The organism is Yersinia alsatica (genome assembly GCF_902170305.1).
In the GTDB taxonomy this organism is placed as follows: Bacteria; Pseudomonadota; Gammaproteobacteria; order Enterobacterales; family Enterobacteriaceae; genus Yersinia; species Yersinia alsatica.
On sequence record NZ_CABHWW010000026.1, the window covers coordinates 130,158 to 151,973 of the forward strand.

The following is a 21,816-nucleotide window of genomic DNA, read 5'->3' on the forward strand; positions in this document are numbered from 1 at the left end:
AGAAGAGCGCCTGATGGCGCTCTTTTGTTATCGGAGGCTGACGGCTCAGTGCTGAGCCGCGTTGGATTGTGTGGGGGCAGGGAGCAAACTATCTTCCAGACTATGTAAGTTTTGCGGTACGACCCGAATAATCCCACCTCGCGGGCTATCAATGTCGGCGATGAGCATAAAAGAGAATGAAATCACCAATGGCAATATCAATGTCATAATCTTGCCATTTCTACCCTGTTTCGAACCATAACCTACCAAAGTACAACTGCAAACCGCGATAATCAGCATCAATAACCAAGCGGCATGCGGGATTCTGTTCCACCACGCCGCTTGTGTGTAACTCGCAGAGTTTAAAACATCATTCATCCCGGCAACGACCAATGCTCTTATCGGGTCAGGGTGCTGATTTACCGGTTCTTGCAACGCGAGCCAAAGTGCATTTTCCAGTTGATTGGTCCGGTTATTAATCTCAATTAGGTGGCCTTCATCGCGGGTAGTATAAAAAAGGACTCGTTGATTAAGATACTGTATTAACAGCGCTTTGGTGGCGGTGCTGGATGCGGTTGGTAGATAATCGGCACGCAAATATTCAGTACCAATGGCATTGGCTTCTGCCTCTTCGTAATTTTTACGGAGGTCATAGCGATTGATAGCCATTGAAAAACTAAAACCAATAATCAGGCCGAGTAAGGTCAGTGTCGCCCCTTGGATAACGGTGAAATTCTCACGAATATTGTCATCCAGATCTCGTCCTCGGCGGAAAAAGGCCTGACCCACATAAGCTGAGCTATATAGCAGGGCCAAGGACAGCAGAAAAAGGACAATCGGATAATCCGTAATATTGCTCATTCAGTGCTCCAATCCAAATAATTCTAATGAGTGCCTGCTGTCCACTATTACCAGTATAGTCAGATGGTTAAATACGCGTGAATATCCGAATATTTGAGCAATGTTTTTTCAACTGACGAATCCTTCATCACATATTGACGAATTTTTTTTCAGAAAAAAAATGCAATTAATGCTGTGGTGGGATGGTAAGCACATAAATTTACAGTCATTATTGATCTCAAACAGCGGTATCGATTTAATTTGATGTTTTACTACCATAGCCGGATATTCCCTTTCACTTTTTGCCAACGAGGCCATTTTGAACAGCGAACTATTGTGGGTGTTGACGCTACTTCTGATAGCTATTGTGCTGTTTACTACCAATAAACTGCGGATGGATGTCGTGGCATTGTTGGTGATTATTGCCTTTGTGATGAGTGGCACGCTGTCATTAGGCGAGGCCACCAGCGGATTTAGCGATCCCAATGTGATTTTGATCGCGGCACTGTTTGTGATTGGTGAAGGGTTAGTGAGAACCGGCGTGGCCTATCAGGTCGGGGACTGGCTGGTAAAAGTGGCCGGTCACAGTGAAACCAAAATGCTGGCACTGCTGATGGTGACTGTGGCGGGGTTAGGGGCCTTTATGAGCTCAACCGGCGTGGTGGCGATTTTTATCCCGGTGGTACTGAGTGTGGCCAGCCGAATGAAAATCTCCCCTGGGCGCTTGATGATGCCCCTGAGTTTTGCCGGGCTTATCAGCGGCATGATGACACTGGTCGCGACCCCACCCAACATGGTGGTTAACAGTGAATTATTACGTGAAGGTATCAAAGGATTTGGTTTCTTCGGTGTGACGCCAATTGGCCTTATTATTTTGCTGATGGGTGTGGGTTACATGTTAGTTGCCCGGCGCTGGCTGGGGGGTAAACAGGAAAGCTCAGAGAAAGAACAGCAGTGGAAACGCCGTACTTTTCGTGATCTTATCCGCGATTACAAACTGACAGGCCGTGCTCGTCGTTTGGCTATCCGCCATGATTCTCCGCTAATTGGCCGTTCTCTTGATGAACTGCATCTGCGTGTCCGCTATGGTGCGAATGTGGTGGGGATTGAGCGCTGGAAGCGTTTTCGGCGAGTGATGGTGAGCGCGACGGGTTCCTCTGAACTGCATGAGAATGACGTGTTGCTGATTGACATGTCTGATTGTGACATGGATTTACGCGAATTCTGCACCGAGCAAAAGTTAGAACCGATGGTGCTGCGCGGTGAATATTTCTCAGAACAGGCGCGCAACGTCGGGATGGCCGAAGTTTCGCTGATTCCTGACTCTGCTTTGCTGGGGAAGAGTTTGCGTGAAGCTACTTTCCGCACCCGCTATGGCTTAAATGTAGTCGGTATCCGCCGCAACGGTAAGGTGTTGGAAGGCAAACTGGTCGATGACAAATTGCAGTTTGGCGATATCTTGCTGGTGATCGGCGACTGGAAATTGATCCGTCAATTACAGCAAAAAACTCGCGACTTTATCGTGCTGAATCTACCTGCTGAAGTTGACGAAGTGGCCCCGGCTATCTCCCAAGCACCTCACGCTTTATTCTGTTTGGCGCTGATGGTGGCAATGATGTTGACCGATGAAGTGCCAAATGTGATTGCGGCATTGGTGGCTTGTTTGTTGATGGGGCAGTTCCGTTGTATTGATATGGAAAGTGCTTATCGCTCAATTCATTGGCCAAGTTTGATTTTGATTATCGGGATGATGCCCTTTGCCCAAGCATTACAGAAAACCGGTGGGGTTGATTTAATCGTCCGTGGGTTAATGGATGTCGCCGGCGGGATGGGGCCACGGGTGATGTTGCTGTGCTTATTTATCCTGTGCGCCACTATTGGGCTGTTTATTTCTAATACGGCCACGGCGGTCTTGATGGCGCCGATTGCAATTGCGGCTGCCCGTGAAATGTCAGTTTCCCCCTATCCCTTCGCGATGATCATTGGTATTGCAGCCTCAGCGGCCTTTATGACGCCGGTGTCATCCCCAGTCAATACGCTGGTGTTAGGCCCCGGGGGGTATAAATTTGGTGATTTTGTCCGAATGGGGGTGCCATTTACTTTTCTGGTGATGATTGTGAGTGTGATGGTGGTGCCGCTACTATTCCCATTCTAATTATCCCGTGTCCTTGGGGCTACAAGGGTGTTGGCTGCATTCACTTACCCGAATCACTGGCGTGAGCCAGCTCATCGGGATTCATTCATTGGCCGCCTACTTGTAGCGCCAATGACTTTGGATAATCCACTATTTTATAGATTTTTTCTTATGGTGATCAATCCAGTGAATCGAGGCTGATTTCATCCAGAGACAGGCTGAAACTGGGAACAAATACTTCCATAAAGTAATCCATCTCCGGGCTTTGGCGCATGGCGAGGGTTTTCTCTAATCGAGCCTTAGCTTGAATGAATTCATTATTCCCCGCAGATAACTCCTCCAGACATTTTAGATAAGCGCACAGGGCATCCGCCTGTTTAACCAGTGCTTTTTCCTCTTCACTGTAATAATGCTCATCCAACAGACAACGAAAATCGTGCTGCAACTCTTTCGGCAACATTTCGATGAGCTTTTGCTGTGCGACTTTTTCTATCTTTTTATATTCATGAGCAATCTGAGGATTGTAATACTTGATAGGGGTGGGTAAATCACCGGTGATGACTTCACTGGCATCGTGATACATCGCCAGCAGTGCGATACGGTCGGCATTAAGATTGCCATTAAATTTACGGTTTTTAATGATAGCCAATGCATGAGCGACAAACGCCACCTGCAGACTGTGCTCAGAAACATTCTCAGTGCGGACATTGCGCATCAGCGGCCAGCGGTTGATCAGTTTCAGGCGGGATAGGTGAGCGAAGAAGTGACTCATAGTGTTCTCTCTTTTTAATATCAGAACCATGCAAATGATGGAAACAACCTTCAGGCAACGAGGATAACACCAAATCGATTCTCTCGATTAGACAATGAGTTAATTAAATACTCTCACAATGCTTCAAACTCTTATTAAACCCTCATTTTTACCTGGTATTTCATCCTTATTATATTCATCTATCTCATTAATTATAATATAAATTATTTAACATTAACTCTATTGAGTATGATACGCGAAGCAATTATTGTTCTTTTGCCCATCTGACTGGGAATTAAATAAGTATATGAATTTATTTATATTATAAAACTAGGGATGTTCAGATGAAATTATTATTTATGTCCGTATCCATTTTATTATTCAGCGTCGCCGCGCCAGCTCAAGTTAAGATTTGTGAGGGGGGAAATGTGGAGCCGTTCGGGAAGGAGTTTTGTGCCCGGCATATCGCAGCCGAGCAAAAGCAGCGATGTAATAAGTTGAAAGCAAAACAACGCTCAGCGCGATCACTTAGTCTTAATGATGCGGCAAAGATTTTAGTGGATCGCCAAGAAAAAGAAATACTAGGCTGTGCAGGATAATCGCGGTATGAAAAACAGGGCTTGTCAAACAAGCCCTGTTTCACTATTGGTGGTATGTCTCTAAGAAACGCCCCAACTTCCTAACGGCCATCTCTAACTCATCGACACGCGGCAATGTCACAATCCGCACATGATCCGGATACGGCCAGTTAAATGCACTGCCTTGCACCAGCAATACTTTCTCTTGCAACAGCAAGTCCAGCACCAGCTTCTGGTCGTCATGCAGATTAAATTTCTTGGCATCAATACGCGGGAACATATACAGCGCGCCTTGAGGTTTCACACAAGAAACCCCCGGGATTTGGTTGATGAGTTCCCAGGCACGGTCACGTTGTTCGTATAAACGCCCACCGGGTTGGATAAATTCACTGATGCTCTGATAGCCACCCAGTGCTGTTTGAATCGCATGCTGCATTGGCACGTTGGCGCACAATCGCATGGATGCCAGCATTTCCAAGCCTTCGATATAACCTTTGGCGTGTTTTTTCGGCCCATTCAGTACCATCCAGCCCTGACGGAAACCGGCAACGCGATAAGTCTTGGACAAACCATTGAACGTCACTGTCAGCAAGTCAGGCGCCAGAGCGGCAATAGAATGATGCTGGGCTTCGTCATATAAAATCTTATCGTAGATCTCATCGGCGAAAATAATCAGGTCATTCTGACGGGCGATTTCGACAATTTCCAGCAACAGCTCTTTGCTGTATACCGCGCCAGTCGGGTTGTTTGGGTTGATAATGACAATCCCGCGAGTCCGTGGAGTGATTTTACTGCGGATATCATCCAAATCAGGGAACCAACCGGACTCTTCATCACACATATAGTGCACGGCTTTACCGCTTGAAAGCGACACTGCTGCCGTCCATAACGGGTAGTCGGGAGCGGGTACCAGCATTTCATCGCCAAGATTGAGCAATGCTTGCATGGATTGCACGATCAACTCGGAAACGCCATTCCCAATGTAGATATCCTCTACCGTCAGGTCGCGCATCTCGCGTGCCTGATAGTGCTGCATAATGGCTTTGCGCGCCGAAAACAGGCCTTTGGAGTCGCAATAGCCCTGTGCAGTCGGCAAATTACGGATCACATCCACCAGAATTTCATCCGGTGCATCGAAACCAAACGGCGCAGGGTTGCCGATATTCAGTTTCAGGACCTTGTTACCTTCTTCTTCAAGACGCTTAGCTTCTTTTAGCACTGGGCCACGAATGTCATAACAGACGTTGTCCAGTTTGCTGGATTTCTCAATGGGGGACATAAAAAATTGAGCCTTTTGCTGGTAAAAGCGTGTCCTCAGCGTGGAACACTGCAAGGCATCCAATGTACTCCGCCGCCGCCGATTTTTGAAGTTATATGCATATCTTTAGTGCAAATGTCTGTTGAGTGAAAAAAGTAGGGGATTGCGCGGGGCTTTTTGCTGTTTAACCCTCTTGGTTATGTCCGATTGATGAGTTTGTCTGAAGTTTTATCCTGACGGATCTTGAGATTCACAATCGTTAACAAAAAAAATGTTTTCGCCAAGATAAGGTTCATTTTCGTTTACATAAAGGCCGCGTGGTAAAACAACCCTCGCCCTCCATTGTGTGCTGCTGTCGCTATAAAGATCTCAATTCAACAGTTTATATCATCATACATATTTAAAAATGCAAAAAAAGACGTAATTGTAAATAGGAAAACTATTAAGAATGATTAATGTTATCGTTGCGAGATCTCACTGGCTATCAAATCTTAATAGTTGAATTTACTCAATTCAATAAAAAAACCACACAAAGATACATTGATATTTTTTAATATTTCTTAACTGGTTAGCTCTGATGATTTAATTAAAATAGAGATGAGTTGCCATATAAGCATCACAAAAATTCAGAGTTGCTAAAGGAAAAAATCTTCATTTATCGAAGATTTAGCGGTTTTTTATGACCGAATTCACAAACAAATACAGAGTTGTGCCAATAGTTTTTTTTAAAAAGAGATAGCGGTAACGAAATATAAGTAAATTTTTTGCCCTACTCTAATGAGTGGGGTACTGTCATACTTAGCGTTGTTCCTTATTGATAGCGCTAATACTTAAACACCAGGGTAGTTTGTAATTAGAATTCAAAAAAGTGAAGAATACACTATGACAAATGCAAATCGTCCGATAATTAATCTCGACCTCGATCTGCTTAGAACCTTTGTAGCTGTTGCTGACTTGAATACTTTCGCCTCTGCCGCGGCAGCGGTTTGTCGAACTCAGTCAGCAGTTAGCCAACAAATGCAACGGTTAGAACAGTTGGTAGGTAAGGAGTTATTTGCCCGTCATGGGCGTAACAAATTACTCACTGAACATGGTCTCCAGTTACTTGGCTATGCCAGAAAAATTTTACGTTTCAACGATGAAGCTTGTACGTCACTTATGTACAGTAATATAGAAGGGTCACTCATTATCGGCGCATCTGATGATACTGCCGATACGCTGCTGCCTTTCTTATTAAACCGAGTGGCAACGCTGTATCCTCGGCTGGCAATCGATGTGCGGGTGAAACGTAGCCCACTCATCGTTGACATGCTGAGTCAAGGCGAAGTGGATCTGGCTATTACTACCGCCAAGATTGACACTCATCCTCATGTGATCTTAAGAACATCACCGACACTGTGGTATTGCTCCGCCGACTATCAGTTCCAGCCCGGCGAATCAGTACCTTTAGTGGTGATGGATGAGCCAAGTCCATTTCGTGATATGGCAATAGAGCATCTGACTCGAGCGGGTATAGCCTGGCGTATCGCCTATGTTGCCTCTTCTCTTTCTGCCATTCGAGCGGCGGTGAGGGCAGGGTTAGGTGTGACCGCCAGGCCAATAGAGATGATGAGTCCTGATTTACGTGTATTGGGTGAAACAGAAGGGCTACCTCGCCTGCCTGAGACCAATTACTCACTATGTAAAGACAGTCAGTGTGGCAACGAGCTGGCATTAGCTATCTTCGATGCTATGCAGACCGGCCATCAACACGGCCTACAGTCTGGATCGGATTTGATGCTGGATTCTGATTATTTAATCGATGATCAAAATTAAGCATTTACTCTAAGTAATCATCATAAGCCCCTTATTCTAGGGGCTTTTTTTTATCATTTTTTTCTAAATACTCTTTTTCACTCGCTTCAGATTAATTTCTGCTGAAGACTGTCGTTTTATTTCACTTATTGCCCTTTATCCGTATCAGATGATGACGAATAAGCCTGATAATGTAATGGTTAATATCTGTTTTTATTATTAGTTATTTATTTTTTATCAAAACGACGTTTCATTATTTTTAAAAATTTAATAGCAACTTTTCATGCCGAATATTTATGAAATAACACTCAAAACGTGTTCTGGATCAAAAAAATACCCCTAGCTAGTGAGTGGAAGAACAGGTTATTCCTGAGACAATGGTATAGTTAAAGAGAACTATCCATGTTGGTTTATATGTGTATGTTCTGACTTAACAAATTACTGACTCGATTTAGCTTATCAAGTCGCACCAAATGTTAAGTATGATCGTGCGTTTGTAAATTAATCTGTAGTTACTTTTGTCAAAGTTGACAAAAGGTTACTGAAAGGAGTAAAAAGCCCACAGTAAAACACTGGCTAAACAGTTGTAAAGACAGTGTGTTTTGTGTGGTTTTTATCCTTCCCTTTGAATCGATGTGGTGCACTAACTGCCAACACAAGAGCAGGATGTCCGACGCCACTTTTGATGAGTAAGCAATGAGTATGTCAACAACCACTGAAGTTATCGCTCATCATTGGGCGTTCGCTGTATTCCTGATCGGCGCTATCGGGCTGTGCGGTTTGATGCTGCTAGGTGCGTTCTTTCTGGGCGGGAGAGCTCGGGCCCGTGCCAAAAACGTCCCCTATGAGTCTGGTATTGACTCAGTAGGCTCCGCGCGTATGCGCCTGTCTGCTAAGTTCTACCTGGTCGCCATGTTCTTCGTTATTTTCGATGTTGAAGCCCTGTACCTGTACGCGTGGTCAATCTCTATCCGTGAGAGTGGCTGGGTAGGCTTTATCGAAGCAACCATTTTCATTTTGGTGCTCTTGGCTGGTTTGGTTTATCTGGTGCGCATCGGCGCTCTGGATTGGACTCCTGCGCGTTCTAATCGTCGCGTGAGCAAACCGAGCATAGTCAAATACGCCAGCAGTCATCCGCAAGCACAAGATAATCGCCAATAATATAGCGAGGCATTAACATGGACTATACGCTCACCCGCATAGACCCTAACGGTGAGAACGACCGTTACCCCCTGCAAACTCAGGAAACCGTCAGCGGCGATCCTCTCGAGCAACATGTCCACCGTAGTGTTTACATGGGTAAACTTGAGAACGCCATGCATGACATGGTGAACTGGGGGCGTAAGAACTCTCTTTGGCCGTATAACTTCGGCCTTTCCTGCTGTTATGTGGAGATGGTGACCTCATTCACCGCCGTACATGACGTGGCACGCTTTGGTGCAGAAGTATTGCGTGCTTCCCCACGTCAGGCCGATTTCATGGTCGTAGCCGGTACCTGCTTTACCAAAATGGCCCCAGTTATTCAGCGTTTGTATGAACAAATGCTGGAACCTAAATGGGTTATTTCCATGGGTGCCTGCGCCAACTCTGGCGGCATGTACGATATCTATTCTGTAGTACAAGGCGTGGATAAATTCTTGCCAGTAGATGTGTATATTCCTGGCTGCCCACCGCGCCCAGAAGCTTATATGCAAGCACTGCTACTGCTTCAGGAATCTATCGGTAAAGAGCGCCGTCCTCTCTCTTGGGTTGTTGGTGATCAAGGTGTTTACCGCGCCAACATGCAACCAGAAAGAGAACGTAAGCATGCTGAACGAATTGCAGTAACTAACCTGCGTACACCTGACGAGATCTAAGTTTGCTATTTTTGTAAAAATAGCGGCTAAGACCTTGGTGCGTAAGTGATTTGTTTTTGGAGAGAACCGTTTTTCTTCCAAAACATGTGTGCGGCAAATGACCACAAAATGACACATTCAGTGTGGTGAAAAAACAGTGTGGTGAATAAATAATGACCGATTTAACGACGTCCGACGGCACCCAGCCTGCATGGCAGACCCGGGATCATCTCGATGATCCGGTGATTGGTGAACTGTCGAACCGTTTTGGGCCTGAGGCCTTTGTTGTTCAGGCTACCCGTACCGGAATGCCCGTGGTATGGATCAAGCGTGAACAATTACTGGAAGTAATGACGTTCCTGAGAAAACAACCGAAGCCGTATGTCATGCTGTTTGACTTGCATGGTGTAGATGAACGCCTTCGAACTCACCGCCAGGGTCTCCCTGCTGCGGATTTTTCTGTTTTCTATCATCTGCTTTCCATCGAACGCAACCGCGACATTATGCTGAAAGTGGCACTGTCTGAAAAAGACATGCACGTGTCCACAGCCACCAAGATTTTCCCTAATGCCAACTGGTATGAACGTGAAACTTGGGAAATGTTCGGTATCACTTTCGATGGCCACCCGCATCTGACGCGCATTATGATGCCGCAGAGTTGGGAAGGTCACCCACTGCGTAAAGATTACCCAGCGCGTGCCACCGAGTTCGATCCCTTTGTGCTGACCAAGCAGAAAGAGGATCTGGAAATGGAATCACTGACCTTCAAACCAGAAGATTGGGGAATGAAGCGTGGGACCGAAAACGAGGACTTTATGTTCTTGAACCTCGGCCCGAACCACCCCTCTTCACACGGTGCGTTCCGTATCGTGTTGCAGCTTGATGGTGAAGAGATTGTCGACTGTGTGCCAGATGTGGGTTACCACCACCGTGGTGCGGAGAAAATGGGCGAACGCCAGTCTTGGCATAGCTACATTCCTTATACCGACCGTATTGAGTACCTCGGTGGTTGCGTGAATGAAATGCCTTACGTGCTGGCAGTTGAAAAACTGGCCGGTATTGAGGTACCGGATCGCGTTAAAACCATTCGTGTGATGCTGTCTGAGCTGTTCCGTATCAACAGCCACTTGCTGTACATCAGTACTTTCATCCAAGACGTTGGTGCCATGACACCGGTGTTCTTCGCCTTTACCGACCGGCAAAAAGTATACGATTTGGTTGAAGCTATCACCGGTTTCCGTATGCACCCGGCCTGGTTCCGTATTGGTGGTGTGGCGCACGACTTGCCACGCGGCTGGGAACGTCTGCTGCGCGACTTCCTTGACTGGATGCCAAAACGTCTGGATTCCTACGTCAAAGCGGCGTTACAGAACAGTATCCTGAAAGGACGTTCGGTCGGTGTGGCCGCCTATAACTCCAAAGAAGCATTGGAGTGGGGGGTGACCGGTGCGGGTCTGCGTGCTACAGGCGTTGAGTTTGACGTGCGTAAATGGCGCCCTTATTCCGGTTATGAAAACTTTGAATTCGAAGTGCCAATCGGTAACAACGGTGACTGCTATGACCGCGTGATGCTGAAAGTGGAAGAGTTGCGTCAAAGCCTGCGCATTCTGGAGCAATGTTATAAAAACATGCCAGAAGGGCCATTCAAGGCTGACCATCCACTGACTACACCGCCACCGAAAGAACGTACGCTGCAACATATCGAAACGCTGATTACTCACTTCCTGCAAGTTTCATGGGGCCCAGTGATGCCAGCTAACGAATCATTCCAGATGGTTGAAGCGACCAAAGGGATCAACAGCTACTATCTGACCAGTGACGCCAGCACTATGAGCTATCGCACCCGGATACGTACTCCTAGCTATGCCCATTTGCAGCAGATCCCATCGGTTATCCGTGGCAGCCTGGTATCTGACTTGATCGTCTATCTGGGCAGTATCGATTTTGTAATGTCTGATGTGGACCGCTAATTATGAGTGATCAAAAAGAGACTCAGGTAAGTAACGAAAGCCAAGATGTGGCGAACCTGGCAGTCAATGCGGCTGAACCGGCGACCACGACCGACGTTTTCGAATTGAGTGCTGAAGAACGTGATGCTATCGAACATGAGAAACACCATTACGAAGATGCTCGCGCCGCGTCAATCGAAGCACTGAAAATCGTGCAGAAGAAACGGGGCTGGGTACCGGATGGCGCGATTCATGCCATTGCTGATGTGCTGGGCATTCCGGCTTCCGACGTTGAAGGTGTGGCGACATTCTACAGCCAGATCTTCCGCCAACCTGTCGGGCGTCATGTGATCCGTTACTGTGACAGTGTGGTGTGCCATATCACCGGTTATCAGGGGATCCAGGCTGCGATTTCGAAAAAACTCAGTATTCAGCCAGGTCAGACGACTTTTGATGGCCGCTTTACACTGCTGCCAACCTGCTGTTTGGGTAACTGTGATCGTGGCCCGACCATGATGATCGACGACGATACTCACAGCTATCTGAAACCTGAAGATATTGAGAAGTTACTGGAGCAATATCCATGACAACAACTTCAGGTTTTACCAAAGAGATCGTCCGTACACCGGAAATGCACCCGCTGACCTGGCGCTTGCGTGATGACAAACAGCCGGTATGGCTGGATGAATATCGCAGCAAAACCGGGTACCAAGGTGCTGAAAAAGCGTTAAAAGGCATGGCACCACCTGATGTTGTTAGCTTGGTCAAAGACGCGGGCCTGAAAGGGCGTGGCGGCGCTGGCTTCTCCACCGGTTTGAAGTGGAGTCTGATGCCAAAAGACGAAAGCATGAATATCCGGTATTTGCTGTGTAATGCCGATGAGATGGAACCGGGCACCTATAAAGACCGTTTGCTGATGGAGCAATTGCCTCATTTGCTGGTGGAAGGGATGCTGATCAGTGCCTTCGCGTTGAAAGCCTACCGTGGTTATATCTTCTTACGTGGCGAATATATCGAAGCTGCCGCTAACTTGCGCCGTGCGATTGCCGAGGCTAACGAAGCCGGTTTGCTGGGCAAGAATATCATGGGCAGCGGCTTTGATTTTGAGCTGATTGTGCATACCGGTGCTGGCCGCTATATCTGCGGTGAAGAAACCGCATTGATTAACTCGCTCGAAGGCCGCCGTGCCAACCCGCGTTCCAAGCCACCTTTCCCTGCATCTTCAGGTGTTTGGGGCAAGCCGACTTGCGTGAATAACGTTGAGACGCTGTGTAACGTTCCAGCCATTCTTGAGCATGGTGTGGAGTGGTATCAGGGGATCACTGCCGGTAAAAGTAACGATGCCGGTACCAAGTTAATGGGCTTCTCTGGTCGGGTGAAAAATCCGGGTCTGTGGGAACTGCCGTTTGGTATCACCGCCCGTGAAATTCTGGAAGATTATGCCGGTGGCATGCGCGATGGCTTGAAATTCAAAGCTTGGCAGCCGGGTGGGGCGGGTACTGACTTCCTGACCGCCGACCATCTGGATTTGCCGATGGACTTCGAGAATATCGCTAAAGCAGGTAGCCGTTTAGGGACTGCACTGGCCATGGCGGTAGACCATGAAATTGGTATGGTTCCGCTGGTGCGTAATCTGGAAGAGTTTTTTGCCCGTGAATCTTGTGGCTGGTGTACACCTTGCCGCGATGGTTTGCCATGGAGCGTGAAGATCCTGCGTGCACTGGAGCGCGGCGAAGGTCAGCCGGGCGACATCGAGACGCTGGAGCAACTGTGCCGCTTCTTGGGGCCGGGCAAAACCTTCTGTGCTCACGCGCCGGGCGCGGTTGAACCACTACAAAGCGCGATCAAATATTTCCGGGAAGAATTCGAAGCCGGGATCGCAGCTAAGGATTATGGCAATACCCGAGCCATAGCCGGTATTCAACCGAACCTATTAAAAGCGCGTTGGTAGCAGTATTGACGCCCTTGCTATTTTCAGTAAGGGTCAGATTTTTTGATTAACGCTTGTAAACGAACCGTTTAAAGTCGTCGTGAGCGACGGTCAGACGAGGAAAAAATCAGAAAGAAAGCGGAATTTACTCTGGTAAATGAGCATTTCGGGCTGATTTTTGACGAAGTATCACCGAGCGCAACAGATATTAAACGTGTTCACGCACAGGTCACTTGGAAGCATGCATATGGCTACGATTCATGTAGACGGCAAAGAATACGACGTAAACGGGGCCGACAACCTGTTACAAGCTTGTCTCTCCCTGGGACTCGATATTCCTTATTTTTGCTGGCATCCGGCGCTGGGAAGCGTCGGCGCTTGCCGCCAATGTGCGGTAAAGCAATACCAAAACGCGGACGACACTCGTGGGCGTTTGGTGATGTCCTGTATGACCCCGGCCACTGATGGAACCTTTATTTCCATTGATGACGGCGAAGCCAAAGCGTTCCGTGAGAGTGTGGTTGAATGGTTGATGACTAACCACCCACACGATTGCCCGGTCTGTGAAGAGGGGGGTAACTGTCATCTGCAAGATATGACAGTGATGACCGGTCACAGTTTCCGCCGCTATCGCTTCAGCAAACGGACTCACCAAAATCAGGACCTCGGCCCGTTCATCTCCCATGAAATGAACCGCTGTATCGCCTGTTACCGCTGTGTGCGTTACTACAAAGATTACGCGGATGGCACTGACTTTGGTGTCTACGGCGCGCACGATAACGTCTACTTTGGTCGTACTGAGAGCGGCACGCTGGAAAGCGAGTTCTCCGGTAACCTGGTAGAAGTGTGCCCGACCGGTGTATTCACCGACAAAACCCATTCCGAACGTTATAACCGTAAATGGGATATGCAGTTCGCGCCAAGTATCTGCCAGCAGTGCAGCGTGGGCTGTAATACCAGCCCGGGCGAACGTTATGGTGAATTGCGTCGCATCGAAAACCGCTACAACGGCACGGTAAACCACTACTTTATGTGTGACCGTGGCCGCTTTGGTTATGGCTACGTCAACCGCAAAGATCGCCCACGTCAACCACAGCAACTGCGTGGTAATGACTGGATCCACCTGAACGCTGAACAAGCGATGCAAGGTGCGGCGGATATTCTGCGTCAGGCGAAGAAAACCATCGGTATCGGTTCACCGCGTGCCAGCCTGGAAAGTAACTTCGCGCTGCGTGAGTTGGTTGGTGCTGAAAACTTCTACACCGGTATCGCCGCAAGTGAGCAACAACGCTTGCAATTGATGCTGAAAGTGCTGCGTGAGGGCGGTATTTACACGCCAGCATTACGCGAAATTGAAAGCTACGACGCCGTGCTGATTCTGGGTGAAGATTTGACTCAGACTGGCGCACGTATTGCGCTGTCAGTTCGTCAGGCAGTGAAAGGTAAAGCCCGCGAAATGGCCGCCGCACAAAAAGTGGCTGACTGGCAAATTGCCGCCATTATGAACATTGGTCAACATGCCAAACATCCGCTGTTTATCACTAACGTTGATAACACCCGCATGGATGATATCGCGGCATGGAATTACCGTGCTCCGGTGGATGATCAGGCTCGTTTAGGTTTCGCCATTGCTCACGCGTTGGATGAGTCGGCCCCGGCAGTCTCTGATCTCGACAGTAAACTGAAAGGTAAAGTGGATATCATCGTACAGGCGCTGGCCGGTGCGAAAAAACCACTGATTATTACCGGCAGCAGTGCGGGCAGCGACGCCATCATTGAAGCGGCAGCCAACGTAGCAAAAGCGTTGAAAGGCCGTGGCTCTGATGTCGGCATTACCTTTGTTGCCAGTGCCGCCAACAGTATTGGTCTGTCAATGATCGGCGGTGGTTCACTGGATCAAGCACTGGAGTTGTTGACCCAAGGTGACGCGGATAGCGTTATCGTGATGGAAAACGACCTGTATCGCCATGCTGCAAAAGACAAAGTCGATGCCGCATTGGAGAAAACAGCAAATCTGATCGTGGTCGATCACCAGCGCACAGCGATTATGGATAAAGCGGATTTGATTCTGTCTGCTGCCAGTTTCGCGGAAAGTGACGGTACCTTGGTCAATCAGGAAGGCCGCGCTCAGCGCTTCTTCCAAGTGTATGACCCGACTTACTACGATGATCCGAAAAAACCTGAAAGCCGCAGCATTATGCTGGAGAGCTGGCGTTGGTTGCATTCCCTGCACTCAACTTACACCAGCCGCCACGTTGACTGGACTCAGCTTGATCACGTGATTCAAGCTTGTGTGGCTGCATTGCCGCAGTTAGAAGGCATTGTTGAAGCCGCGCCGGATGCGACATTCCGTATCCGTGGTCAGAAACTGGCGCGTTCGCCGATTCGTTACAGTGGCCGTACTGCCATGCGCGCAGATATTAGTGTGCATGAACCGCGTCAGCCGCAAGATATCGACACGCCGTTTGCCTTCTCAATGGAAGGGAACAACAGCCCACTGGCTGATCGTCAGCAGATTCCATTTGCCTGGGCACCAGGCTGGAACTCACCGCAAGCATGGAACAAATTCCAGGCAGAAGTGGGTGGCAATTTGCGCTTCGGCGATCCGGGTGTCCGTCTGATTGAAGCAGGGGAGGGAACTCTCGGTTACTTTGATTCGGTACCTGCAGCCTTTACCGCTAACACCGACAGCTGGCAGATCGCACCTTACTATCACCTGTTTGGTAGTGAAGAGATGTCTCAGCGCTCAGATGTGATTCAGCAACGGATGCCTGCACCTTACGTGATGGTCAACCCGGCTGATGCCGCCACGCTTGGGGTCAACCTCGGTACGCTGGTGGAGTTCAACTGCGCGGGTCAGACTTTGCGCCTGCCAGTACGTTTGAGTGAAACCTTGGCTCAGGGTCAGGTCGGCTTGCCGCTTGGCTTACCGGGCATTCCACCGATTATGGTGGGTGCGCGTGTTGAGAATCTGCGGGAGGCAGTACTATGAGCTGGTTTACCCCTGAATTGATTGAGATTTTAATCTCTGTCCTGAAAGCGGTAGTGATTCTGTTGGTGGTCGTGACCTGCGGCGCATTTATGAGCTTTGGTGAGCGCCGCCTGCTGGGTCTGTTCCAAAACCGTTACGGACCAAACCGTGTCGGTTGGGGCGGATCATTGCAGCTGGTTGCTGACATGATCAAAATGTTCTTCAAAGAGGACTGGGTACCGCGCTTCTCCGACCGGGCTATCTTTACTCTGGCACCGGTTATCGCCTTTACCTCACTTTTGCTCTCTTTTGCCATTGTCCCGGTCAGCCCGACCTGGGCGGTTGCAGACCTCAATATCGGTATTTTGTTCTTCCTGATGATGGCGGGGCTGGCGGTGTACGCCGTGCTGTTCGCCGGTTGGTCCAGTAATAACAAATATTCTCTGTTAGGGGCGATGCGTGCATCTGCGCAAACCCTGAGCTACGAAGTGTTCCTCGGCTTGTCGCTGATGGGCGTGGTAGCACAGGCAGGCTCGTTCAACATGCAGGATATTGTTAACTCTCAGGAGCACGTCTGGAATGTCATCCCGCAATTCTTTGGTTTTGTGACCTTTGCTATTGCGGGTGTTGCAGTCTGTCACCGTCATCCCTTTGACCAGCCAGAAGCTGAACAAGAACTGGCCGATGGTTACCACATTGAATATTCCGGCATGAAATTCGGTTTGTTCTTCGTCGGTGAATACATCGGTATCGTGACCGTCTCTGCACTGATAGTCACCTTGTTCTTCGGAGGTTGGCAAGGTCCGTTCTTGCCGCCATTTATCTGGTTTGCGCTGAAAACGGCTTTCTTCATGGTGATGTTCATTCTGATCCGTGCATCCTTGCCGCGCCCACGTTATGACCAAGTGATGTCATTCGGCTGGAAAGTTTGCCTGCCGTTGACCCTGCTGAATCTGCTGGCGACTGCCGCGGTCATTTTGTACAACGCTCAATAAGGGGTGAATGAACCATGACGTTGAAAGAGTTAGTGGTTGGTTTCGGCACCCAAGTGCGCAGCCTGTGGATGATAGGCCTTCATGCCTTCCACAAGCGCGAAACCCAAATGTATCCGGAAGAGCCGGTTTACCTGCCGCCGCGCTACCGTGGCCGGATTGTGCTGACGCGCGATCCCGACGGTGAAGAGCGCTGCGTTGCCTGTAACTTATGTGCTGTTGCTTGCCCAGTCGGCTGTATCTCATTGCAGAAAGCTGAGCAGAAAGATGGTCGCTGGTATCCGGAGTTCTTCCGTATCAACTTCTCGCGCTGCATTTTCTGTGGTCTGTGTGAAGAAGCTTGCCCGACCACCGCTATCCAGCTGACGCCGGATTTCGAAATGGGTGAATTCAAACGCCAGGATCTGGTGTATGAGAAAGAAGATCTGTTGATCTCGGGGCCGGGTAAATATCCGGAATATAACTTCTACCGGATGTCCGGTATGGCAATTGACGGCAAGCAGAAAGGCGAAGCCGAAAATGAAGCCAAACCGATCGACGTTAAAGGTCTGATGCCTTAGGAGCCAGCTTCCATGGAATTTGCATTTTATATTGCAGCATTGGTGGCAGTGGTGGCGACTATTCGCGTTATCACTCATACCAACCCGGTACATGCGTTGCTGTACCTGATTATCTCTTTGCTGGCTATTTCAGCCGTGTTCTTCTCGCTGGGGGCTTACTTTGCCGGTGCGTTGGAAATCATCGTATACGCCGGTGCCATTATGGTGCTGTTCGTGTTCGTGGTGATGATGCTGAACCTTGGCAATGTTGAACAACAAGAGCGCGACTGGCTGAAACCAAGTTTGTGGATTGGCCCCGGCTTATTGGCACTGGTGCTGTTGTCGGTACTGATCTATGCCATTAGCTCAGTCACCGATTCAGGTATCAGCGGTGAAATGGTGGATGCCAAAGCCGTCGGTATTAGCTTGTTCGGCCCTTATGTGCTGGCAGTTGAACTGGCTTCAATGCTACTGCTGGCAGGTCTGGTGGTTGCCTTCCATATCGGGCGTGAACATAAGCCGGGTGAAGTGCTGGGCGCCAGCGATTCAGCGAAAAGAAAAACGGAGGAACAAGCATGATCCCTCTACAACATGGCCTGATTCTGGCGGCCATTCTGTTTGTGCTGGGGCTGACGGGGTTGCTGATTCGTCGCAACCTGCTGTTTATGCTGATAAGCCTTGAAGTGATGATCAACGCAGCGGCGCTCGCCTTTGTGGTGGCGGGCAGTTATTGGGGTCAGGCTGACGGTCAGGTGATGTATATCCTGGCGATTACGCTAGCGGCAGCGGAGGCCAGTATTGGCCTGGCATTGCTGCTACAGCTGTATCGTCGCCGTCATACTCTGAATATCGATACAGTCAGTGAGATGCGCGGATGAACCTATTATATTTAACAATTCTGCTGCCACTGCTGGGCTTCTTGCTGTTGGCATTCTCCCGTGGGCGTTGGTCTGAAAACACCTCCGCCACTGTCGGGGTTGGCTCTATTGGCCTAACTGCGCTGGTAACACTGTATGTTGCAGTGGATTTCCTCAGTCAAAAAGCCACCGGGGTACAGGTGTTTAACCAAACCCTGTGGAACTGGATGTCTGTCGGCGCGTTCAACATTCCGCTGACTCTGACACTGGACGGCCTGTCGCTGACCATGTTGTCTGTGGTCACCGGGGTGGGCTTCCTGATCCACATGTATGCCTCTTGGTATATGCGTGGGGAAGAGGGCTACTCCCGCTTCTTCGCTTACACCAACCTGTTTATCGCCAGTATGGTGACCTTGGTGCTGGCGGATAACCTGATGCTGATGTATCTGGGTTGGGAAGGCGTGGGCCTGTGCAGCTACTTGCTGATTGGTTTCTACTACACCAATCCTGCCAATGGCGCTGCGGCGATGAAAGCCTTTATCGTGACCCGTGTGGGTGACGTGTTCCTGGCCATCGCTTTGTTCATTCTCTATCAAGAACTGGGCACGCTGAACATTCGCGAGCTGATGGTATTGGCACCGCAGAAACTGGAAATGGGCTCCACCGCCATTACTTGGGCGACGCTGATGCTGTTGGGTGGCGCGGTCGGTAAATCGGCGCAGTTGCCGTTACAAACGTGGTTGGCTGATGCGATGGCGGGCCCGACACCGGTTTCCGCGCTGATCCATGCGGCAACCATGGTTACCGCTGGGGTCTATCTGATTGCCCGTACTCACGGTCTGTTCCTGATGGCACCGGAAGTTCTGCATCTGGTGGGGATTATTGGGGCAGTCACCTTGGTATTGGCCGGTTTTGCCGCCTTGGTACAGACCGACATCAAACGGGTCTTGGCCTATTCCACCATGAGCCAGATTGGCTACATGTTCCTGGCGCTGGGCGTTCAGGCGTGGGATGCGGCGATTTTCCACCTGATGACCCATGCTTTCTTTAAAGCGTTACTGTTCCTCTCTTCCGGTTCAGTAATTCTGGCCTGTCACCACGAGCAAAATATTTTCAAAATGGGTGGTCTGCGTAAGACTATCCCATTGGTTTATATCTGCTTCTTGGTGGGTGGTGCGGCGCTGGCAGCATTGCCAATCGTCACCGCAGGCTTCTACAGTAAAGACGAAATTCTGTGGGGCGCATTGGCCAGTGGCCATATCAATCTGATGGTTGCGGGGCTGGTTGGGGCATTCCTCACCGCGCTGTATACCTTCCGTATGATTTTCATTGTGTTCCATGGCGAGCCAAAAACCAAAGCGCATCCAGTCAAAGGGATCACTCATAGCCTGCCGCTGATTGTGTTGCTGGTGCTGTCGACATTTGTTGGCGCGCTGATAACACCACCACTGGCGGGTGTGTTGCCAGAGCTTCACTTCGGTGAAGAGGGCAAAATGCCGCTGGAGATCTTCTCTGGTGTGCTGGTAGTGGTCGGTATTGCACTGGCAGCGGCACTGTATCTGGGTAAACGTCAGTTGGTAAACAGCATTGCGCAAAGTGCGCTGGGCCGCTTCTTTACGGTCTGGTGGTTCCATGCGTGGGGCTTCGACTGGCTGTACCGAAACGTGTTTGTTCGCCCGTATCTGTGGATTGCAAGACTGTTGCAACGTGATCCGCTGAACTCACTGATGAATACCCCGGCGATACTTTCGCGCTGGAGTAATCGCGGTCTGACCGTCAGTGAAAATGGACAGGTGCGTTGGTATGTCGCGTCTATGGGTTTGGGTGCAGTCGTTGTACTGGCTCTGTTGCTTTTCGTTTAATTAGGGACACAAAACGCCATGCTATTACCTTGGCTAATTCTTATCCCCTTTATCGGCGGCTTACTGTCTTGGCAGTGTGAGCGCTTCGGTACTAGAGTACCGCGCTGGATAGCGCTACTCGCGATGGGGCTGACATTGGTGCTTTCCCTGCAACTTTGGGTGCAGGGCAGCTATTCACTGGTTAACCCAGCGGGTATCCCGCAGTGGCAATCAGAATTTACCTTGCCGTGGATCCCACGGTTCGGCATTGCTTTCCATCTGGCTTTGGATGGTTTGTCACTGCTGATGGTGGTTCTGACGGGCTTACTGGGCGTGCTGGCTATCCTCTGTTCGTGGCGTGAAATTCAGCGCAATCAGGGCTTCTTCTACCTGAATCTATTGTGGATTCTGGGTGGGGTTATCGGCGTGTTCCTCGCCATCGACATGTTCCTGTTCTTCTTCTTCTGGGAAATGATGTTGGTGCCGATGTACTTCCTGATTGCCTTGTGGGGTCACAAAGCATCAGACGGTAAAACCCGTATCGCGGCAGCAACCAAGTTCTTCATTTATACCCAGGCCAGCGGCCTTATCATGCTGATTGCCATTTTGGGGCTGGTGTTTGTGCACTACAACGCCACCGGCGTCTGGACATTCAACTACGAAGATTTGTTGAAAACTCCGATGTCACATCATGTTGAATATCTGCTGATGCTGGGCTTCTTTATCGCTTTCGCGGTAAAAATGCCCGTGGTGCCATTGCACGGTTGGTTGCCAGATGCACATAGTCAGGCACCGACGGCAGGTTCTGTTGACTTGGCCGGGATTTTGCTGAAAACGGCAGCTTATGGTTTGCTGCGTTTCAGCCTGCCACTGTTCCCGAATGCATCCGCTGAGTTTGCTCCTATCGCCATGTGGTTGGGGGTTATCGGCATCTTCTACGGCGCATGGATGGCATTCTGCCAGACAGACATCAAACGTCTGATTGCTTATACCAGCGTATCGCACATGGGCTTTGTCCTGATTGCCATTTATACCGGCAGCCAACTGGCTTACCAAGGTGCGGTTATTCAGATGATTGCTCACGGCCTTTCTGCTGCCGGTATGTTCATCATCTGTGGTCAGCTTTACGAGCGCCTGCATACCCGTGATATGCGCCAAATGGGTGGCCTCTGGGGCCGAATCAAATACTTGCCTGCGCTGTCGCTGTTCTTCGCGGTAGCGACATTGGGGATGCCGGGTACCGGTAACTTCGTTGGTGAATTTATGATTCTGTTCGGTAGCTTCCAAGTGGTGCCGGTGATTACCGTGATCTCGACTTTCGGGCTGGTTTTTGCTTCGGTTTACTCGCTGATTATGATGCAACGTGCTTATTATGGCGCGCCAAAATCACAAGAAGCATTGCCGGGCATGAGTGCAAGGGAACTGTCCATCATCCTGCTGTTAGTGGTGTTGTTAGTGTTGCTGGGGGTTTACCCGCAGCCAATTCTCGACACTTCCCATGCTGCGATGAGTAATGTACAGCAGTGGTTCTCAGCTTCATCTATTCCAACAACAAGGCCGTAATTCGC

The 21,816-nt window shown here is 49.5% G+C and carries 18 protein-coding genes; 15 read left to right on the plus strand and 3 right to left on the minus strand.

The genetic code is table 11. The features are described 5' to 3' along the window. Positions 1-45: 45 nt before the first annotated feature. Positions 46-840 (minus strand): bestrophin-like domain, encoded by a 795-nt coding sequence (locus FTA96_RS14785; protein ID WP_134956893.1) that lies wholly within the window; start codon positions 838-840, stop codon positions 46-48. A 298-nt stretch (positions 841-1,138) separates the two neighbouring features. On the opposite strand from FTA96_RS14785, the gene FTA96_RS14790 reads away from it, so the two are divergent. Further along, positions 1,139-2,974, plus strand: coding sequence for an SLC13 family permease (locus tag FTA96_RS14790; RefSeq protein ID WP_050106092.1), 1,836 nt, complete (start codon positions 1,139-1,141; stop codon positions 2,972-2,974). Between the two features lie 157 nt (positions 2,975-3,131). Here FTA96_RS14790 and yfbR read toward each other — a convergent pair whose 3' ends face one another. Next, the gene (gene yfbR, locus FTA96_RS14795; RefSeq protein WP_050096896.1) at positions 3,132-3,725 is read right to left on the minus strand and encodes a 5'-deoxynucleotidase; all 594 of its coding nucleotides are present in this window, start codon (positions 3,723-3,725) and stop codon (positions 3,132-3,134) included. 323 nt (positions 3,726-4,048) lie between these two features. Here yfbR and FTA96_RS14800 point away from each other — a divergent pair, with 323 nt between their 5' ends. Next, positions 4,049-4,303: a hypothetical protein gene (locus tag FTA96_RS14800; RefSeq protein WP_050106093.1), complete on the plus strand. Its 255-nt coding sequence runs from the start codon at positions 4,049-4,051 to the stop codon at positions 4,301-4,303. A 43-nt stretch (positions 4,304-4,346) separates the two neighbouring features. On the opposite strand, the gene FTA96_RS14805 is transcribed toward FTA96_RS14800, so the two are convergent. Continuing rightward, positions 4,347-5,561 carry a pyridoxal phosphate-dependent aminotransferase gene (locus FTA96_RS14805; protein ID WP_050106094.1) on the minus strand — a complete coding sequence of 405 codons (1,215 nt, stop codon included), beginning with the start codon at positions 5,559-5,561 and terminating at the stop codon, positions 4,347-4,349. An 861-nt stretch (positions 5,562-6,422) separates the two neighbouring features. On the opposite strand from FTA96_RS14805, the gene rovM reads away from it, so the two are divergent. From rovM to nuoM, 13 genes are all read left to right on the plus strand, one after another. Continuing rightward, positions 6,423-7,355 (plus strand): virulence transcriptional regulator RovM, encoded by a 933-nt coding sequence (gene rovM, locus FTA96_RS14810; protein ID WP_050106095.1) that lies wholly within the window; start codon positions 6,423-6,425, stop codon positions 7,353-7,355. A gap of 675 nt (positions 7,356-8,030) precedes the next feature. Continuing rightward, a complete protein-coding gene (gene nuoA, locus FTA96_RS14815) occupies positions 8,031-8,495 on the plus strand; it encodes an NADH-quinone oxidoreductase subunit NuoA (protein ID WP_050106096.1) in 465 nt (154 codons plus the stop codon). Between the two features lie 17 nt (positions 8,496-8,512). Next, positions 8,513-9,190, plus strand: coding sequence for a NuoB/complex I 20 kDa subunit family protein (locus tag FTA96_RS14820; protein ID WP_002210278.1), 678 nt, complete (start codon positions 8,513-8,515; stop codon positions 9,188-9,190). 152 nt (positions 9,191-9,342) lie between these two features. Next, the gene (gene nuoC, locus FTA96_RS14825; protein ID WP_050106097.1) at positions 9,343-11,139 is read left to right on the plus strand and encodes an NADH-quinone oxidoreductase subunit C/D; all 1,797 of its coding nucleotides are present in this window, start codon (positions 9,343-9,345) and stop codon (positions 11,137-11,139) included. A 2-nt stretch (positions 11,140-11,141) separates the two neighbouring features. Continuing rightward, a complete protein-coding gene (gene nuoE / locus FTA96_RS14830; RefSeq protein WP_050120843.1) occupies positions 11,142-11,705 on the plus strand; it encodes an NADH-quinone oxidoreductase subunit NuoE in 564 nt (187 codons plus the stop codon). Beyond that, a complete protein-coding gene (gene nuoF / locus FTA96_RS14835; protein WP_050106099.1) occupies positions 11,702-13,069 on the plus strand; it encodes an NADH-quinone oxidoreductase subunit NuoF in 1,368 nt (455 codons plus the stop codon). Before nuoE ends, nuoF begins: the two co-directional genes overlap by 4 nt. A gap of 226 nt (positions 13,070-13,295) precedes the next feature. Then, a complete protein-coding gene (gene nuoG / locus FTA96_RS14840) occupies positions 13,296-16,040 on the plus strand; it encodes an NADH-quinone oxidoreductase subunit NuoG (RefSeq protein ID WP_050106100.1) in 2,745 nt (914 codons plus the stop codon). Beyond that, a complete protein-coding gene (gene nuoH, locus FTA96_RS14845) occupies positions 16,037-17,014 on the plus strand; it encodes an NADH-quinone oxidoreductase subunit NuoH (RefSeq protein WP_005159221.1) in 978 nt (325 codons plus the stop codon). The genes nuoG and nuoH overlap by 4 nt, the downstream gene beginning before the upstream one ends. A gap of 14 nt (positions 17,015-17,028) precedes the next feature. After that, entirely contained in the window at positions 17,029-17,571 is a 543-nt protein-coding gene (gene nuoI / locus FTA96_RS14850) for an NADH-quinone oxidoreductase subunit NuoI (RefSeq protein ID WP_050106102.1), read from the plus strand. Between the two features lie 12 nt (positions 17,572-17,583). Then, complete coding sequence (nuoJ, locus tag FTA96_RS14855; protein ID WP_004708772.1) at positions 17,584-18,129, plus strand: NADH-quinone oxidoreductase subunit J; 546 nt, start codon at positions 17,584-17,586, stop codon at positions 18,127-18,129. After that, positions 18,126-18,428 (plus strand): NADH-quinone oxidoreductase subunit NuoK, encoded by a 303-nt coding sequence (nuoK, locus tag FTA96_RS14860; protein WP_032815102.1) that lies wholly within the window; start codon positions 18,126-18,128, stop codon positions 18,426-18,428. Before nuoJ ends, nuoK begins: the two co-directional genes overlap by 4 nt. After that, positions 18,425-20,269 carry an NADH-quinone oxidoreductase subunit L gene (gene nuoL / locus FTA96_RS14865; RefSeq protein WP_050106103.1) on the plus strand — a complete coding sequence of 615 codons (1,845 nt, stop codon included), beginning with the start codon at positions 18,425-18,427 and terminating at the stop codon, positions 20,267-20,269. The genes nuoK and nuoL overlap by 4 nt, the downstream gene beginning before the upstream one ends. Before the next feature lie 18 nt (positions 20,270-20,287). After that, a complete protein-coding gene (gene nuoM / locus FTA96_RS14870; RefSeq protein WP_050106104.1) occupies positions 20,288-21,811 on the plus strand; it encodes an NADH-quinone oxidoreductase subunit M in 1,524 nt (507 codons plus the stop codon). Positions 21,812-21,816 lie beyond the last annotated feature (5 nt).

Excerpts from the sequence above, each read along its gene's own strand:
- FTA96_RS14785 (WP_134956893.1), bottom strand. The coding sequence starts at position 840 with ATGAGCAATATTACGGATTATCCGATTGTCCTTTTTCTGCTGTCCTTG.
- yfbR (WP_050096896.1), bottom strand. The coding sequence starts at position 3,725 with ATGAGTCACTTCTTCGCTCACCTATCCCGCCTGAAACTGATCAACCGC.
- FTA96_RS14800 (WP_050106093.1), top strand. The coding sequence starts at position 4,049 with ATGAAATTATTATTTATGTCCGTATCCATTTTATTATTCAGCGTCGCC.
- FTA96_RS14805 (WP_050106094.1), bottom strand. The coding sequence starts at position 5,561 with ATGTCCCCCATTGAGAAATCCAGCAAACTGGACAACGTCTGTTATGAC.
- rovM (WP_050106095.1), top strand. The coding sequence starts at position 6,423 with ATGACAAATGCAAATCGTCCGATAATTAATCTCGACCTCGATCTGCTT.
- nuoA (WP_050106096.1), top strand. The coding sequence starts at position 8,031 with ATGAGTATGTCAACAACCACTGAAGTTATCGCTCATCATTGGGCGTTC.
- FTA96_RS14820 (WP_002210278.1), top strand. The coding sequence starts at position 8,513 with ATGGACTATACGCTCACCCGCATAGACCCTAACGGTGAGAACGACCGT.
- nuoC (WP_050106097.1), top strand. The coding sequence starts at position 9,343 with ATGACCGATTTAACGACGTCCGACGGCACCCAGCCTGCATGGCAGACC.
- nuoE (WP_050120843.1), top strand. The coding sequence starts at position 11,142 with ATGAGTGATCAAAAAGAGACTCAGGTAAGTAACGAAAGCCAAGATGTG.
- nuoF (WP_050106099.1), top strand. The coding sequence starts at position 11,702 with ATGACAACAACTTCAGGTTTTACCAAAGAGATCGTCCGTACACCGGAA.
- nuoG (WP_050106100.1), top strand. The coding sequence starts at position 13,296 with ATGGCTACGATTCATGTAGACGGCAAAGAATACGACGTAAACGGGGCC.
- nuoH (WP_005159221.1), top strand. The coding sequence starts at position 16,037 with ATGAGCTGGTTTACCCCTGAATTGATTGAGATTTTAATCTCTGTCCTG.
- nuoI (WP_050106102.1), top strand. The coding sequence starts at position 17,029 with ATGACGTTGAAAGAGTTAGTGGTTGGTTTCGGCACCCAAGTGCGCAGC.
- nuoJ (WP_004708772.1), top strand. The coding sequence starts at position 17,584 with ATGGAATTTGCATTTTATATTGCAGCATTGGTGGCAGTGGTGGCGACT.
- nuoK (WP_032815102.1), top strand. The coding sequence starts at position 18,126 with ATGATCCCTCTACAACATGGCCTGATTCTGGCGGCCATTCTGTTTGTG.
- nuoL (WP_050106103.1), top strand. The coding sequence starts at position 18,425 with ATGAACCTATTATATTTAACAATTCTGCTGCCACTGCTGGGCTTCTTG.
- nuoM (WP_050106104.1), top strand. The coding sequence starts at position 20,288 with ATGCTATTACCTTGGCTAATTCTTATCCCCTTTATCGGCGGCTTACTG.